This is a genomic window from Yersinia sp. IP36721 (assembly GCF_003634395.1).
Lineage (GTDB): Bacteria > Pseudomonadota > Gammaproteobacteria > Enterobacterales > Enterobacteriaceae > Yersinia > Yersinia entomophaga.
The window spans coordinates 26263-42621 of sequence record NZ_QCZL01000016.1 but is presented as its reverse complement, the minus strand read 5'-3'; the positions used below and the strand labels follow the sequence as shown (position 1 = coordinate 42621).

Here is a 16359-nt window from a genome sequence, read left to right as displayed (position 1 = left end):
GCTGTTCAGACACGCTTTCATGCGGTCAACCACGATTCTATTTTCAGTTTTTATCCAAACAGAATTGGGTCCACACCGCGGAAAAACTTTCGGTTTGCAGCTGTAAAAAGGTGCCGGATGGTGTGCCATTGGAAACATAGCGATAATAATCATCGTCTTCACCTGCGGGATCCTGATAGTTCAGGTAGCCGCAAATCACTCCTAACCCCTCGGAGGGACTGATATAATCTCCGAGGAATTCAGCTCGTTCTGGATGTTTGACTTTCTTCAATACCGCATTATGCACCTGGGCAATTTTCCGGCTAGTGGTGGACAGCGTATGCGTCTGATAGCCGTTGCTATCTTCCTGATACCAAGGCTTGGTCGACATATAATAAGCCCAGCCGATGGTTGAACTACACGTCACTAAGATTAAAAATAAGACGCTCAAAGAGACCGCCGTCGCACCATTGATCTGACATTTCTGCCCAAGGTGCCAGTTTGAGGTCGTTAATCTGGGGTTAAGGTAGATGCCTGCGCCATAAATTATCAAGCAAATAAAAAGCATGAATACCAGGTAAAGCGGCATATAGCGCAGTACATAGCTGCTCAAAACCACCACCACTAAGCCGATTAAAAAGATAATCTTTCTCATCATCCATCCCTGAATTATTCCCGCAACGGATAATAACACCAGACATCACTGGTTGCTGTTAAATCCACCGGTTATATATTCAACGATAACCGAACCCATATAGCAGCGACTCAGGCCGCTATAGCCACGGAATAACCAGGAGTAAGCGACCAATCCCTTTAAATTATCAAGGACAAATTTTCCTGTCACTCAGGTTTAACCGGTTTTAGCAAAAACCGGTCGTTTCTGTTAGAATACGCGCCTTCATTTTCCAGCAATCTCAATGACCGTCATGCCAAATCGCGATACCAAACCAGCAACTGATGCTATGCCGGCAAGCCAGCCGCACACAGAATCCACGCAACCGCCGCGGGATAGCCTGTTTTCTGCGCCCATTGCCAAATTGGGTGATTGGACTTTCGACGAACGCGTCGCGGAGGTTTTCCCCGATATGATCCAGCGTTCGGTACCCGGTTATTCCAATATTATTTCGATGATTGGCATGTTGACTGAGCGCTTTGTACAACCTGATAGTCAGGTTTACGATCTGGGCTGTTCTTTGGGCGCGGCAACCTTGGCCATGCGTCGTAATATTCAGGTTCCCGGCTGTAAAATCATTGCCGTGGACAATTCCCCTGCCATGGTTGAACGCTGCCGTCGCCATTTAGACGCTTTCCGCGCCGATACCCCGGTGGAAGTGGTCGAGGCGGATATTCTGGATGTGAAACTGGAAAACGCCTCAATGGTCGTGCTGAATTTCACTCTGCAATTCCTGGAGCCAGCCAATCGCCAGCGCTTGCTGAATCAGGTGTACGCGGGGCTGCGTCCCGGTGGTGCACTGGTGTTATCGGAAAAATTCAGTTTTGAAGATGCCAACGTCGGCGATCTGCTGTTTAACATGCACCACGATTTTAAACGGGCGAACGGCTACAGCGAGCTGGAAATCAGCCAAAAACGCAGCATGTTGGAAAACGTTATGCTGACCGATTCGGTGGAAACCCATAAAGCGCGTTTACGCCGCGCCGGTTTTGAACACGCCGAAGTATGGTTCCAGTGCTTTAATTTTGGTTCGTTGATTGCTCTGAAAGCAGGAGAAGCCCAATGATTGAATTCGGTGATTTTTACCGACTGATTGCCAAAGGGCCACTTAGCCCGTGGCTGGAAACCCTGCCGGCGCAGCTAAGCTGCTGGCAGCGTGAATCCCTGCACGGTAAGTTCAAAACCTGGTTTAACGCCGTTGAGCATCTGCCGCTGTTGACACCTACCGAACTGAATTTGAAAGACGGCGTGCGCGCGGACATCACCCCGCCGCTGTCAGCCGGTCAGCGCGAGGGCATGGAAAAAATGCTGCGCGCGCTGATGCCGTGGCGCAAAGGCCCGTTTTCATTATACGGGCTGGATATCGATACCGAATGGCGATCAGACTGGAAATGGGATCGCGTTCTGCCCCATATCAGCCCGCTGGCAGGTCGAACGATTCTTGATGTCGGCTGCGGCAGCGGCTATCACATGTGGCGCATGATCGGCGAAGGCGCGCATTTGGCCGTAGGCATTGACCCAATGCAGCTGTTTTTATGTCAGTTCGAAGCGGTACGAAAACTGCTGGGTGGCGATCAGCGCGCCCATCTGCTGCCGCTAGGCATTGAGCAATTGCCGGAGCTGGCGGCCTTTGACACCGTTTTCTCTATGGGCGTGCTGTACCACCGTCGTTCACCGTTAGATCACTTATATCAGTTGAAAAATCAGTTAGTCAGCGACGGCGAATTGGTGCTGGAAACCATCGTAGTCGAAGGCGATAGCCAGCAGGTTCTGGTGCCGGGCGATCGTTACGCGCAAATGCGCAACGTGTATTTCATCCCGTCAGCGCTGGCGCTGAAAGGCTGGCTGGAAAAATGCGGTTTTGTCGATGTGAGAATCGCCGACGTGGCGCTCACAACCACCGACGAGCAGCGTCGTACCGATTGGATGACTAGCGAGTCACTGGCTGAATTCCTCGATCCCAACGACAGCAGCAAGACCGTTGAAGGCTATCCGGCACCGATGCGAGCGGTACTGATTGCCCGTAAGCCTTAATCACAATCGGCTCTCTTCCGGCATAAAAAAAGCCCCGAACATCACGCGTCGGGGCTTTTTTATTTAGGACTATCAGGCGGAACGTGGCAGCGGTTCGGTAATACATAACAGGCTTTTCATCGCCTCCACCACTTCTTCATCCACGCAATAGCGAGCAAATTCATCCACATCGTTATCTGCACACATAGTGACACCGGCTTTACGGTAACGCATGGTGGAAGGACGTGTGCGGCCTGCGGAACTGTGTAATTCCGTGACGCCAATTTCTAAGAATTTCTGCATATTTGACAAGCGCACACCGGCACCGGCCATAATAATCGGCCCCTGGGTCGCGTTCACCAGATCGCGCAGTAAGGTTAACCCCAACTCGGCATTTTGCTGTTGGCCGGAGGTCAAAATCCGCGCCACGCCCAACTGCGTTAACTGTTCCAACGCCACCATCGGATTCAGACACATATCAAATGCCCGATGGAAAGTGACCGCCAGCGGGCCGCTGATCTCCATGATTTCACGCATTCGCGGCAAATCAATGTGCCCTTCTTCATCCAGTACGCCGACGACAACTCCGGCAAACCCCATATCCCGAATTTGTGCGATATCATTTTTCATGATCGCAAAATCACTCTCGCTATAGCAGAAATCACCACCGCGCGGCCGGACTATCGGGTGGACCGGAATGGTTACCGTGGCACGCGCTTGCATCAGCGCGCCCAAACTTGGCGTCAGGCCGCCTTCAGACTGACCTGAGCACAACTCAATTCTATCGGCTCCAGCGCGCTCAGCGGTCTGCGCGCAATCGACGCTATAGCAACAAATTTCTAACTTAGTCATTATCTCTCCCCTTTTGACAAACACATCTGCTACAGCTCATTTCACCACCCGTAAATCAATCATTCCGCCGTCTGATAGATTGGATGCAGAACTTATCACTCAAGCCCAAAGGTCATCTCATCAAGACTGCCGAAAGCCTTACTATGGCATTCAATTCAAAATAATGACTAGAGGTCAGTCACAGTGATAACCATAAGTGATAATCCTGAGCGAGATAAATAACCTAAACACGTTAACTATTGTGCTCACTGTCAATAATTTGCCTTAATGTATAGGGATGGAACTTAATGGTAATCGCGCCGTTGCTTACCGCCAGCGTGGGGTTAGCCAAACGTTCGGCTTCCCCTTTTGGCGAACTGAATTTGAAGGTCACGCCTTCCGGTAGGTCAGACTCTGCCGGTAGCAGGCTCAACGCCCGCGAGTACAGCGTTTCCGGGGTGCCGGCCAATACCAGTTCAATATGCTCCCAGCCTTCATGGGGATAACGCTTATTTCCCGGATAAGGCAATTCTACGCAATCAATTCCCCAAGGCCCAACGGACAACGGCAGCGCTAAATCAAACAGGCAGATAGGGCGGCCATTGATAAGATTTTCTGACATCAGGCTACCGCACTGAAGCAAACCGCTGCGCCAGCGATCGGCTGTAGCGACCTGGTGACAGCGTAGAGAAATGTGGTCGGCGGTGAACTGGCTGAGGTCCAAATTGAGCCGTTGCGCAAAATCCGTCAGCTGTTGTTCAAAACGGGGTAAATCCTGTACCAAATCCTGTAATTCGGTAATGTGTGCCAAGGCTTGCATAAGGTTTTCTCTCCGTTCATCGGGGGGGAAAGCGAATCGGCCATAATTTACCGTTTTCAGCGGCGAACAACAGAGTTTTGTCGATGAATCTCCGCTATTGCTGTTGAAATAACCGATAAAAGCACTGTTTTTGTTCGTTAGGAACATAGCGCTGAGATAGCACAAGCGGAAGGCTTTCCCCCTGCTGACGTCGGCGGGCAAATATGATATAAACCCAGCAGTTTTGTGGTTGGCCCTCCCGCGTAGAGAAACCGCGTGCGTGACGCCAGACCCGTTGATATTAACAGGGCGCATTTTTGCGCCTCATGTCCGTAATTAAGGTAACCCGGTGAATATTCAGGCTCTTCTTTCAGATAAAGTCAGCCAGGCGCTGATTGCAGCAGGTGCCCCCGTCGACAGCGAAGCGCAAGTTCGCCAGTCCGCAAAGGCCCAATTTGGCGATTATCAAGCAAATGGCGTGATGGCCGTTGCCAAAAAACTCGGTATGCAACCCCGACAACTGGCTGAAAAAGTGGTTGAGCTGCTGGATCTTGAGGGTATCGCCAGCAAAGTCGAGATCGCCGGCCCCGGTTTTATCAACATCTTCCTCGACCGCCAATGGGTTGCCGAGAAAGTCGAGTTTGCCCTGGCTGCGCCAAAACTGGGGATTGCTCCGGTTGAGCCTCAGACCGTGGTTATCGACTATTCTGCGCCAAACGTAGCGAAAGAAATGCATGTGGGTCACCTACGCTCCACCATTATCGGTGACGCCGCCGCGCGAACGCTTGAATTTTTGGGTCACAATGTCATTCGCGCTAACCACGTCGGAGATTGGGGCACCCAATTCGGGATGCTGATCGCCTATCTGGAAAAAATGCAGAATGAGAACGCCAGCGATATGGGTCTGTCAGATCTGGAAGCTTTCTATCGCGAAGCGAAGAAAAATTACGATGAAGACGAAGAATTTGCGGCTCGCGCTCGCGCTTACGTCGTAAAACTGCAGGGCGGGGATGAATATTGCCGCGCCATGTGGCGTAAATTGGTGGATATCACCATGACGCAAAACCAGATTTCCTACGATCGTCTGAATGTCACTCTGACCAAAGACGACGTCATGGGTGAAAGTCTGTACAACTCAATGCTGCCGGGCATTGTGGCCGATCTAAAAGCGAAAGGTCTGGCGGTTGAGAGCGAAGGCGCTACCGTTGTATTCCTCGATGAATACAAAAATAAAGAAGGCGAGCCTATGGGCGTCATTATCCAGAAAAAGGATGGCGGCTACCTTTACACCACCACAGATATCGCCTGTGCCAAATATCGTTACGAAACGCTGGGTGCCGACCGGGTGCTGTATTACATCGATTCCCGGCAGCATCAGCATTTAATGCAAGCCTGGACCATCGTGCGTAAAGCCGGTTATGTTCCAGAATCCGTGCCGTTAGAACACCATATGTTCGGCATGATGCTGGGCAAAGATGGCAAACCATTCAAAACCCGCTCTGGCGGCACCGTTAAGCTGTCTGAACTGTTGGACGAAGCTATCGAACGCGCAGGTAAGCTGATCGCGGAGAAAAACCCGGATATGCCTGCGGATGAACTGGCCGAAGTGGTAAATGCGGTCGGTATCGGCGCGGTGAAATACGCCGACCTGTCGAAAAGCCGGACGACCGATTACGTCTTCGACTGGGATAATATGCTGGCATTGGACGGCAATACCGCGCCTTACATGCAATATGCTTATACCCGCGTAGTTTCAGTGTTTAAACGCGCTGGTGTGGTAGACGCGAGCAGCCTGACGCTGCCGTTAGTCATCACCGAAGACCGCGAAGCCGCACTGGCAACCCGTTTGCTTCAATTCGAAGAAACCATTACTAACGTCGCCCGCGAAGGCACTCCGCACGTTATGTGTGCCTATCTGTACGATGTGGCCGGTTTGTTCTCCAGCTTCTACGAGCACTGCCAGATTCTGAACGCCGATAGCGAAGAAAGCCGTCAAAGCCGCCTGAAACTGGCGATGCTAACCGCCAAGACGCTGAAGCAAGGTTTGGATACTTTGGGTATTGAAACGGTAGAACGGATGTAAAACCGATGGTGCGCGGGCATTGATTGTCTGCGGAAAATTGGTGATGTAACGATTGATCATGTGATCATGTAAGAGAAAATAGCCCACTTAACGAATAACTCCGTTAGCGTGGGCTATTATTTATTTGATCTAAAAAGAATAACCTCTTATCGCTCCCGCTTATTTAACCGTTTTATGGCTGATAATCGCGCCGCGAGCATCGCTGACCTCGGTCGTCCCTTTATCCACTTTAATGAACGGTGAATCCCCAGAAAGAATATCTTTGGTGCTGCCGCTCAACAGGCTGCCTACGGTGGCTGCCACATCGGCGCTGCCGCCGCCGTGATAGCGTTTGCCATTCATATCACTTTGCTCAAGACCGCCGCTGTTCAGGTCAACTTGCCCTTTCTGGCTACCGATCTGGCCGCCGATCAGCTGAGTTTTACCTTGTACGGTCAGGTTCACGCCCTGCTTGCCACTTAGCGCAGTTTGTTCACCAACGGCATCGTTTTTCACCACATCGGCGGTAACCTTAAAGTGCCCATCACGGCCTGCCGGGCCTAAAAGACTCTCTTTGGCCACATTGCCCGCTTTACGTGCACCTTTATCCCACAGCGCGCTGCCCTCTTTCTCATTGGCGAGCGTTTCCGGCAAGGTCACTTTATCCTCGGCTTTACTGAAGCTGACGCCGTTGGTGGTATCTTGTTTGCTGTCCAGACCGCGAGCGGTTTGGTTATATTTCTCCTCGGCTTTATCGAAGACTTTGTTCGCGCCGCCTTCCAGCGTTTCTTTTACTTTATCCGCGTAACGTGGCGTACCGACTTTAGAGACTTTGGAAACCACGCTGCTGTTCGGATCGTTGGTATGACTTAATCCAACGTCAACGCCAACTTTCAGACTTTGTTCGGTGTCTCTGCGGCTTTCAATACGCAAATCGCCGCCCACGCTGCCGTCCACTTTATCCGCTTTGACTTTCGCGCCGGCCAGAACCGTATCCGCATCGCTGGAGAAGCTCAGATCGCCGGTCGCAATCTGGGTATTTTGCTGAGTGCCTGCCTGTTTACGATCGAGACCGAAGGTCGCGCCGACGCCCGCCGTGTGGGTTTTCTTCCCGCTGGCGCTGTCTACCGCGCCCTGCTCATCTTTACCGAAACTTTGGCCGAGTTTACCGTTGGCTTTGCCTCCCAGATTCCAGTTATCTTTGTGCTCTCCGCTTTTAGCAGATTCCAGCACAATTCCGCCATTATCCGCATTCAAAACGGTATTTTTGCTGCTCACCTGCGTACCTTCCAGGTGAATGGCTTGCTCATTATCACCGTTGGCCTGAATATTCAGGTTGCCGCTGCTAGTGATACCACCGCCTTGAGCGTCGTTGGTCGATTGATCGACTTTGGCGTAATCTGCGGCAAAGCCGAAGTTACCGCCAGCGCTGGTTTTTTTATCGGTTTCCCCTTTGCTGCCACCGGCGTCCAGATTGCCGGAGAACTTAGTGCTTTTCTCCCAATGGCTGGACTGTGCGGCCTGCAAATCAACTTTATTCCCGTTCAGCGTGACATCGCCCACCGGCCGATCTTTGCTGCCGATTTCACTGCCTTGCAGCGTTAAATCCTGTCCGGCATTCAATTCTACGCCTTGCAAGCCCTGTAATTGGCTCACGTTAGCGTGAGACGTCTTGCTTTCCCCTTTGTCATAGTCACCGCCCAAACCGCCGCCGAAGCTTTTGCTATCTGCGGTGAAACCACCTTTGCCAGAAGCCTTCACGTTGAAGCCGCTATGACTTTCGGTTTCGCGGTCGGTCGCCTGTTCAAAAGCTATATCGCCACCGGCAGTGACGTTGACTTTACCTTTTCCAGCGTCGAGAGCGGTTCCGGTATAGCGCGCGTCGTCTTTAACCCGAATCGTGATACCGTCTACCGCGCTGATGCCACCGGCAACGGCTTGCTCATTGATTTTATCGCTGCGAGTCGTCCCTCCCTGACCTTTAGCATCCACGACCACATCGCTACCGGTCGTGGTGTAAACCCGCACGCCGGCGCTGCCATTCGTTTCACGACTAACGGTCTGATCGCGATTCACCGCAGCTTCGTGGCTATGGCTTTCTGCATCCAAGGTGACGCCGCCCTGATTAGCTTTGTATTGCGTTCCCTGATCGCGGATTGCTCCCCCTGCATTGATAGAAATATCACCGGCATTCACCGTATTCACTACCGCTTGCTCGCTGTTTTTACGCACATCACTGCTGCTACCGCTGGCGTTAACATCAATCCCAACGTTCGGCGCACCTATTCCGCCGATATCATTAAGCGTACCGCCAGCATCCAGGCTGGCAACCTTGCCACCGGCGCGCTCTAACGGGCGAGTGATGGCGCTATAATCGGCGTTTACACCGATATCTACGCCCACTTTCAACGTTGTGGTTGTGCTGTTATCGCTATTTTTAGCCGCCAGATTGTGGACATTATCGGCATCAACCTGATATTTCCCACCAATCTGTTGCTGGGTGCCCTGATGAGTCAGGTCGCCCTTGGCCGCAATCACCAAATCTCCGCTGACCTGAGTCCCAGAAACCAGCGCTTTGCTGCCATCGCTGTGAGTTTTGCTGCTTTCATGCCCCACCTGAATACCACTGCCGGCTTTATCCATCCCGCCCACGTAATAGAAACCGCCGCCGGTTTTGGCGTGGCTGCTTTCACTGGTGGTTTGATCTTCTGCTGCTGTAAAGGTGACATTGTTGCCGCTGACTTTGGCATCGCCGTGATGAGCGACCAGCTGAGAGCCAGTGAAAGTGACATCTTTACCCGATGCTAACGTCACGCTCCCCCCGCTCAGGGTTGAAGATTTGTTTTCACTGCGTTCGGTATTTTCGGTATCGCGAGTGTGATCCAGATTAACACCCGCGCGATATTGCTTATCTCCGGTTTTCTCCGCGTGGCCTTTCAGGCTTAAAGCGGTTTTCTCTTCATCGATTTTGTGTTGCAGTTCGGCTGCTTTCACATTGACATCACCCAGAGCGTCAATGCCCAGCTCGCCCGCGCTTTTCACCAAACTGCCTACCACGGTAATATCCTGCTGGCTGAACAGTTTTAAATCCGCATCGGATTTCAGTTCACTGCCTACAGTCTGCTGCATGGAGTTATTGGTCTTTTGTGAACCCTTGGTGATGTTGAATACGGTTCCGGTGCGGCTATTCACTTTATCGGTAGTGGTACTCACGGCATTATCAATCACCAAATCGCCGTGTTGGGTTTGCACAAAACCGCCCTGCGTCCCTTTTACTTTACTACCGGTAATAGTGACGCCCTGATTACCGGACACCAAAAGTTTACCGCCCGCCGTCAGTTCTGAAGCCTGGCTGATTTCCTGTAAATTGGCATTGTCTTTATTATCACCGCCGCCAATTCCGCCCCAGGCCGTTTTATTATCTTTCTGAGTTTTTCTATTGGCGGTTTTCTGCACGTCAATCCGCACCTTTTCCGCCGTGACCAGCAAATCTTTACCGGCTTGCACATTGCCTGCGCGACTGACCACCGCGTTGCCGGCCGTTAACCCCAGATTATCGCCCGCTCGTAGTTGGCTTTTCTTCAGACTTTCACTTTCGCTGCTTTCCTGCCAGTTTCCCGTCAGTAAGCTGGCCGTGTGATTTTTGCGATAGCCAGTTTCGGTGGATTTCTTCTGCTCCACCAACCCCGTCAGCTGAATGTCGCCGGTAGCGTTGAGTGCCAGATTGTTACCCGCTTCCACGCTACTGCCTTTCAACTGAATATCACCAGCCGTGGCCTTCAGAGTCGCGTTCTCACGGGCTTTGACCGACGTCCCGATCTGCTGACGCTGTTCGCTTTCTGTCGTGACATTGTGCCGCCAGGTAAGCTTATCCTGATTGTGCGTATGACCCTGAGTCTGGGTCAGCATCTGCCCGTCCAACGTCAGTTCACCACCTTGCAGGGTGACATTATCCCCTTGAATATCTGTCGCCGTCAGTCGGTTACGATCGCTGGCGTTCAGCGTGATATTTTTGCCGGTTAATACCGTACGCTGTAATCGTTGCGTGGTACTGCGGTCATTGACGTACTGGCCGCTCCAGGTGCTGTTGTAATTCTCACTGCCGTCGCGATTCGTACTGCTGTTTTTCACGACGCCTTGAGCATCGATGTTTTTACCCTGTAGACCGATATCACCACCGCGCAGATTCGCTGCCTGTAAGCCCAAATTGCCCTGAGAGCTTACGTCAATGCCTTCCAACCCGGTGAATTCCCCGGCCAGATTTACGCCACTGCCCACAGTAGTATTCACCAAACGAATGCGACCCGCCTGCATACTGCCGAGATAGTAGCTGTCCAGACTACTGTTCGGGACATCCTCCGCTCGCACTAAACTGCCGTCGGCTGCGGTTTGATTGTGCCCACTGAGCGCGTTAATTTGCTGCGTGGCAATCACTTTCCCGCGACTGTCAATTTTGGGCGCGATCAGATCCAACACGCTGTTGGCCTGTAATCCGCCGGAGCGAATGCTCAAAGTATTGTCATTGCCGAAAGTGTTGAAACCGGTTAAGGCTCCTTTTTCAAGCAGCGGGTTTCCCACCACTAAAGCGGAGCGATTGGTGTTGATGAACCCGCAACCATCACAGGCAATACCGTTCGGGTTAGCCAGCACATAATCTGCCGCCATACCGAATATTTCCTGCTTACCCAGCAATAACGATGGGTTGCGGCTAATGACCTCGTTCAAAATGACGTTAGCGGCCTGTCCGTTCAGGTTGGGGTTAGCGTTCAGCTGACCGGCTAACTGAGATTGTCCGTCGTTCAAGGCGTTATTCAGCACCGCCCCCGGTTTGTTAACGTTGAAATCCTGATATTGGTTATGAGACAGGCCCGAGGCGTTCGGGGTGACGATATTCACCACCGCCGCACCGTTTGCCGCCTGACTGATGCCCGGATTATGCCCGGCATCGCCCGCACCGATAATATCTGCTGCCTGAGTTGCGGTTAGCGAAGTAATGATAATCGCCAGCGACGCGGCAAGCTTTCCTGAGGGGGAAAGGCGGAACTTACTTTTTTTCATCCATGTTTCTCCAAATATTTCCATTCATTGAAAGGTAAAAGCACTGCAATACTGACGAATGGAAAGTCAGCTAAAAGCTGTAGCTCAGGCGAGCTAACACCTGAATCGGGTCGGTGGGACTTTTTTGATCGGAAAGCAGCCATCCTCGGCTCACATCCAGATCAACCACCGCCTGCGAATATTTGAAGGACACACCGGCACTCAGCCCCATATTGCTCTGCCAGCCAACGGCATCGCGATGGGCTTGAACACGCCCTACGTCAACGCCTATGCGCGGCGTCAAGCTGGCATTACCGAGCGTCATCGGCCGTGATAATGTATTTTGCAGATACCAGCCGTTATCCGCCGAAAGGGTATTGCGGCTAAAACCGCGCACCGCGCTGCGATCGGTCAGGCTTAGCCATTCGACCCCCGGCAAGGGATCGCGACTGTACTGGCCGTAAAACAGGTGAGTGAGTTGGTAAGGCTGCTCCCACAGGCTAAAACGCTGGCTGAGAGTGGCAAACATTTTCGCTTTGGTGAATTGGGCATCAGGGTAGTTAGCCGACCGATGCGAACTGGCTTTATCCGCGCCAAACCAACTGAGTCCCCGTTCTACGCTGGCATTTAGGCTGAGCACGCCGCGCGGAAGAATTTGCAAATGATTGGCACCCAACTCCAATACCGTCAGGGTGGTACTGCTGATACCTAAACGGGAAGACTCAAGGTAGTTATTCACGTTCTTATAGGTCAGCTGAACGTTCAGGGCATCGATCTGCTCCTGGTCGCGATAAAACATATAATCTGCGCGCCCGCCGTACTGCTGGGTATTGCCATCCAGTTTCACGGTATTAAGCGGTAAGCGCTGGTAATTCAGGTATTCGGAATAACTGGCAAAACTGCTGAATGTCCAAGCTCCGTAGGGCAAAGAATAAAGTAAGGTATAAGCCCGGTTATGATGCCGCGATTCATCTTTGATCGTGCTGCTGATATTCATGCTGACAAAGTCAGATAAACCAAATGGGCTATCTACGCTAGCGGTAGTACGGACCAACCACTCTCCGGTATTTTTCTGACCATAGTTATCCAACGTGCCTGTGAGCAACCAGGGCTTTTTATGCGTATTGTTTAGACGAATAATAGAACCGCCGGTGCTCCTCCCTGGCAAAATATCTAATTTCGTCTGATTGGATTGCAATCGATTGGCCTGGTCTAAACCTTGATCAAGCTGCGACAATTTGAGCGGCTTACCTACAACATCAGGGAATAATAACCGGCTATTCACCCAATAATCGCCCCCTTCTATTTTCTCTACCACGCCCTCAATAACATTGATGCCCAATTCGCCGTCAGCATTCAGCGGAACAAAATTCACGCGAGCGGTGATATAACCCTGCCTAACATAGAGACGGGTTAATTCATGAGTCAGGCGATTGATATCATTGCTGGTAATGCAATCCGAAGGTAAAGCGGTCAGTTTATTCAGTTCACCCATTCCTAAAAGGGTTATTCCCTGTAAATAAACGCCCTTTATCGCCAGACAACGATCGGATTCCGGCAACGCCGCCTGAGCAGGAATAACGTCCTCTTCAATCGCCTTAGGTTGGCGCAACTGTTGGTAGCGACGCTGTTCCATTAGCTCATTAACCTCACGGGCGCTGTTCTGCAAAGAGCGGCGCGCTTCGCTTTCACCTAGCGGTAAAAAATTCCCCATAGCGGGCTGAGTCGCCGCCTGGACGGGGCTACTGACGAGCAGAAAATAGAGTCCGATTCTTTTTATCATAGATTCCATTATGAGAAATAGCCCAAGCTATTTAGTAAATAACCTGCCCTACTCATCCTTGAGTTAAATATATGTAAATATATTTCATTCTAAATTGACTGAACCCTGAATTCAGCAGGGCGCAAACGGTTATATCGCTGTTGTCTAGTCAGACTTAAACGCAATCAGAATGTTATTAAACCAGTAAATAAATCAATTATCCTTCAACACTAAGTCAAATTAATGTGTACAGCATTCCTAATGAAAATCATCATTTAGAAGATTCTTATAAAATATCAAATCTTTCAAAAACCCCGACTTAATACACTTATCGGCATGAATAAGAAAAATATTAGCTTTAATTACCAACCTCGCTAGCATAGTTCTAAGAAATAATGGGGATAATTAATATAAAAGAATTTTGGCGGGAACTTGTAGTGCAGGAAATAAAACTGAGATATTGATCTCATTTGATATAAAAAAACACCCTGTCAGCGTACCGCTAACAGGGTGGAGGTGACTATTTCACGTAACCCCGAGAAGAATCGGGCTTTACATAGAGATGATATGAGCATTTTTGCCCATTTAGTTATCAGGCAACCCGGCGGGCAAAGTCGCGCAGTTTGAAACCGAGTAGCGCCAGAACGCCAAAGTAGGCCACCACGCCAGCAACCACGACCGCAAACAGACGTAACAGACGGTAGGCCATTCCGCCGACGTCCCAGGCTGGCATTAACCACAGCATACCAATCAGTACGGCGGACATTGCAACCACGCCTACAATCAGTTTGGTCATAAATATCCCCCAACCCGGCTGAGGCTGGAAGATTTTCTGTTTACGCAACTGCCAGTACAGCAGGCTGGCGTTCAGACAGGCGCCCAAACCAATAGACAGAGACAAACCAGCGTGCTTCAGCGGCCCGATAAACATCAGGTTCATCACCTGAGTCATGATCAACGTGGCGATGGCAATTTTCACCGGCGTTTTAATGTTTTGACGAGAATAAAAGCCGGGCGCCAATACCTTCACCACAATTAGCCCAATTAAACCAACCGAATAGGCCACCAGCGCACGTTGGGTCATTACCGCATCAAAAGCGTTGAATTTACCGTACTGGAACAGGGAAACCACCAGCGGCTTGGCCAAAATACCCAAGGCGACCGCGCTGGGAATAGCCAGCAGGAAGCACAGGCGCAGCCCCCAATCCATCAGGCGAGAATACTCATCGTGGTTGCCGCTGGAGAAACTTTTCGCCAGCGATGGCAACAAAATAGTGCCTAACGCCACACCCAACACGCCGGAAGGAAACTCCATCAGGCGATCGGCGTAATACATCCATGAAACCGAACCAGACACCAGAAAAGAAGCAAAAATGGTATTGATGATCAGGGATATCTGGCTAACGGAAACCCCTAAAATTGCAGGTCCCATCTGGCGCATCACCCGCCACACGCCAGCGTCGCGCAGCGCCAGACGAGGCAACACCAGCATACCGATTTTCTTCAAATGCGGCAGCTGATAGCCCAATTGGAGTACGCCACCCAAAACGACAGCCCAGGCCAAAGCTAAAATCGGCGGATGGAAATACGGTGCGGCAAATAAAGCGAAACCGATCATGCTGACGTTCAATAACGTCGGTGCAAAGGCCGGAATGGAGAAACGGTTCCAGGTATTCAGTATCGCCCCCACCAGCGAGGCCAGTGAGATCAATAGGATATACGGGAAAGTAATGCGCAACAGTGCAGAAGTCAGAGCAAATTTATCCGGCGTATCGGTAAAACCAGGGGCAGTAATGTAAATCACCCAAGGCGCTGCCAGCATCCCCAATACCGTGACCACTGCCAATACCAGCGTTAACAGGCCGGAAACATAAGCCACAAAGGTGCGGGTCGCCTCTTCCCCCTGCTGACTTTTGTATTCTGCCAGAATCGGCACGAAAGCCTGCGAGAACGCCCCTTCAGCAAAAATGCGTCGCAACAGATTAGGTAATTTGAATGCGACAAAAAATGCATCGGTAGCCATACCGGCACCAAAAATTCGCGCGACAATGGCATCCCGGGCAAAGCCCAACACGCGCGAGAACATGGTCATCGAACTGACCGCAGCCAGTGATTTAAGTAAATTCATATATTTTCTGATTCGTTACGCTGGAAATATCAACGCCTGCAATTAGCAGGCGTCAGCTCAACCCGATGACGGGTTTTTAGTATGACAATAGTCTACGTATCCGCCGACTAATAGCCACTTCTTGTTGTAACAATCTGCATCTCGCCACCTTGCGGGCTTCTCAACGCTTTTCCAGCATTTTTTCCACCCTTCGCTGAGCGCTAATAGCCTGTTCACCGGAAATCAACGGCGGGGTTTGATGGCTGACGGAATCGATAAAATGACGTACCGCGCCGACGAAGCCGCGCTGTTCTAACGTTGTTTGCCAGCCCGGTGCCGGAGTTTCAATCATCTGTCCGGCAGACTCCTGCTGCCAGCGCCGCATATCGGTGATCTGGTAGCAATGCCCTTCCGTCAATGCCTGAACACTTTCCCGCTGGGTTCCCGCCCGACGATGCATACTGCTGGTAATCAGGCAGTTTCCAGCCTGAAAATGATGTTCGGCATACAGCATCTGACCCGCGTCATTAGTGGCGATATGCCCTCCCAATAGGCTGGCGTTTTCGCCTCCCAGCCACAGGACGGTATCCAGCACGTGCAGATAATCATCCAGCAGGGTAAACCCTAGCCCGTTTGGGCCAACGCTATCCTGTCGGTGTTTTTCCATGCGCAGGGAAGCCGGCTGATTCATTTCCAGCTTAAGTTGCTGATACAGCGGCGCAAAACGGCGATTGAAGCCAACCATCAGCGCCTTGCCCTGTTTTTCCGCTAGTTCAATTAACTGTTCCGATTGTTCCACGGTTTCAGCGAGTGGTTTATCCACGTAGACGTGAACGCCAGCGCGCAGCAGTTCGCCGATCACCTGAAAATGGCTGGCGGTGCTGCTGTGAACAAAAATCGCGTCGCAGGCCGTCGCGAGCTCATTCAACCGGGGGAAATACGCTATTCTGTAGCGGTCACACAGCGGCTGAGCCTTGGCCTGACTGGGCGAAAAAGCGCCTGCCAGCGTCCAGTCATCGGCACGGCTTAAAATCGGTAAATAGGCTTTTTGCGCAATACCGCCAAGCCCCACCATACCCACGCGAAGTTTTTTCAT

General features: G+C 51.4%; 11 protein-coding genes. 3 read left to right on the top strand and 8 right to left on the bottom strand.

Annotated features, from left to right (window positions below):
- Positions 1 to 43: 43 nt before the first annotated feature.
- Positions 44 to 370 carry a hypothetical protein gene (locus DBA33_RS20655; RefSeq protein WP_162975208.1) on the bottom strand — a complete coding sequence of 109 codons (327 nt, stop codon included), beginning with the start codon at positions 368 to 370 and terminating at the stop codon, positions 44 to 46.
- 130 nt (positions 371 to 500) lie between these two features.
- A complete protein-coding gene (locus DBA33_RS20650; RefSeq protein ID WP_162975207.1) occupies positions 501 to 680 on the bottom strand; it encodes a hypothetical protein in 180 nt (59 codons plus the stop codon).
- Between the two features lie 261 nt (positions 681 to 941).
- On the opposite strand from DBA33_RS20650, the gene cmoA reads away from it, so the two are divergent.
- Both cmoA and cmoB read left to right on the top strand, forming a co-directional pair.
- A complete protein-coding gene (cmoA, locus tag DBA33_RS13720) occupies positions 942 to 1718 on the top strand; it encodes a carboxy-S-adenosyl-L-methionine synthase CmoA (protein ID WP_235601029.1) in 777 nt (258 codons plus the stop codon).
- Positions 1715 to 2686, top strand: a complete 972-nt coding sequence (cmoB, locus tag DBA33_RS13715; protein WP_064513458.1) for a tRNA 5-methoxyuridine(34)/uridine 5-oxyacetic acid(34) synthase CmoB — start codon at positions 1715 to 1717, stop codon at positions 2684 to 2686. Before cmoA ends, cmoB begins: the two co-directional genes overlap by 4 nt.
- A 72-nt stretch (positions 2687 to 2758) precedes the next feature.
- Here the strand turns inward: cmoB and cutC are convergent, their stop codons facing one another.
- The gene (gene cutC, locus DBA33_RS13710) at positions 2759 to 3517 is read right to left on the bottom strand and encodes a copper homeostasis protein CutC (protein ID WP_064513456.1); all 759 of its coding nucleotides are present in this window, start codon (positions 3515 to 3517) and stop codon (positions 2759 to 2761) included.
- Between the two features lie 232 nt (positions 3518 to 3749).
- Positions 3750 to 4316, bottom strand: a complete 567-nt coding sequence (locus DBA33_RS13705; RefSeq protein ID WP_120806652.1) for a VOC family protein — start codon at positions 4314 to 4316, stop codon at positions 3750 to 3752.
- Positions 4317 to 4644: 328 nt separating this feature from the next.
- On the opposite strand from DBA33_RS13705, the gene argS reads away from it, so the two are divergent.
- Positions 4645 to 6378 (top strand): arginine--tRNA ligase, encoded by a 1734-nt coding sequence (gene argS / locus DBA33_RS13700; protein WP_120806651.1) that lies wholly within the window; start codon positions 4645 to 4647, stop codon positions 6376 to 6378.
- A 159-nt stretch (positions 6379 to 6537) separates the two neighbouring features.
- Here the strand turns inward: argS and DBA33_RS13695 are convergent, their stop codons facing one another.
- The 4 genes from DBA33_RS13695 to DBA33_RS13680 all read right to left on the bottom strand — a co-directional run bounded on the left by DBA33_RS13695 (position 6538) and on the right by DBA33_RS13680 (position 16359).
- A complete protein-coding gene (locus DBA33_RS13695) occupies positions 6538 to 11415 on the bottom strand; it encodes a hemagglutinin repeat-containing protein (protein ID WP_120806650.1) in 4878 nt (1625 codons plus the stop codon).
- A 70-nt stretch (positions 11416 to 11485) separates the two neighbouring features.
- Positions 11486 to 13177, bottom strand: coding sequence for a ShlB/FhaC/HecB family hemolysin secretion/activation protein (locus DBA33_RS13690; protein WP_064513448.1), 1692 nt, complete (start codon positions 13175 to 13177; stop codon positions 11486 to 11488).
- A 571-nt stretch (positions 13178 to 13748) separates the two neighbouring features.
- A complete protein-coding gene (murJ, locus tag DBA33_RS13685) occupies positions 13749 to 15284 on the bottom strand; it encodes a murein biosynthesis integral membrane protein MurJ (RefSeq protein WP_064513446.1) in 1536 nt (511 codons plus the stop codon).
- A gap of 160 nt (positions 15285 to 15444) precedes the next feature.
- Positions 15445 to 16359, bottom strand: coding sequence for a Gfo/Idh/MocA family oxidoreductase (locus tag DBA33_RS13680; RefSeq protein ID WP_120806662.1), 915 nt, complete (start codon positions 16357 to 16359; stop codon positions 15445 to 15447).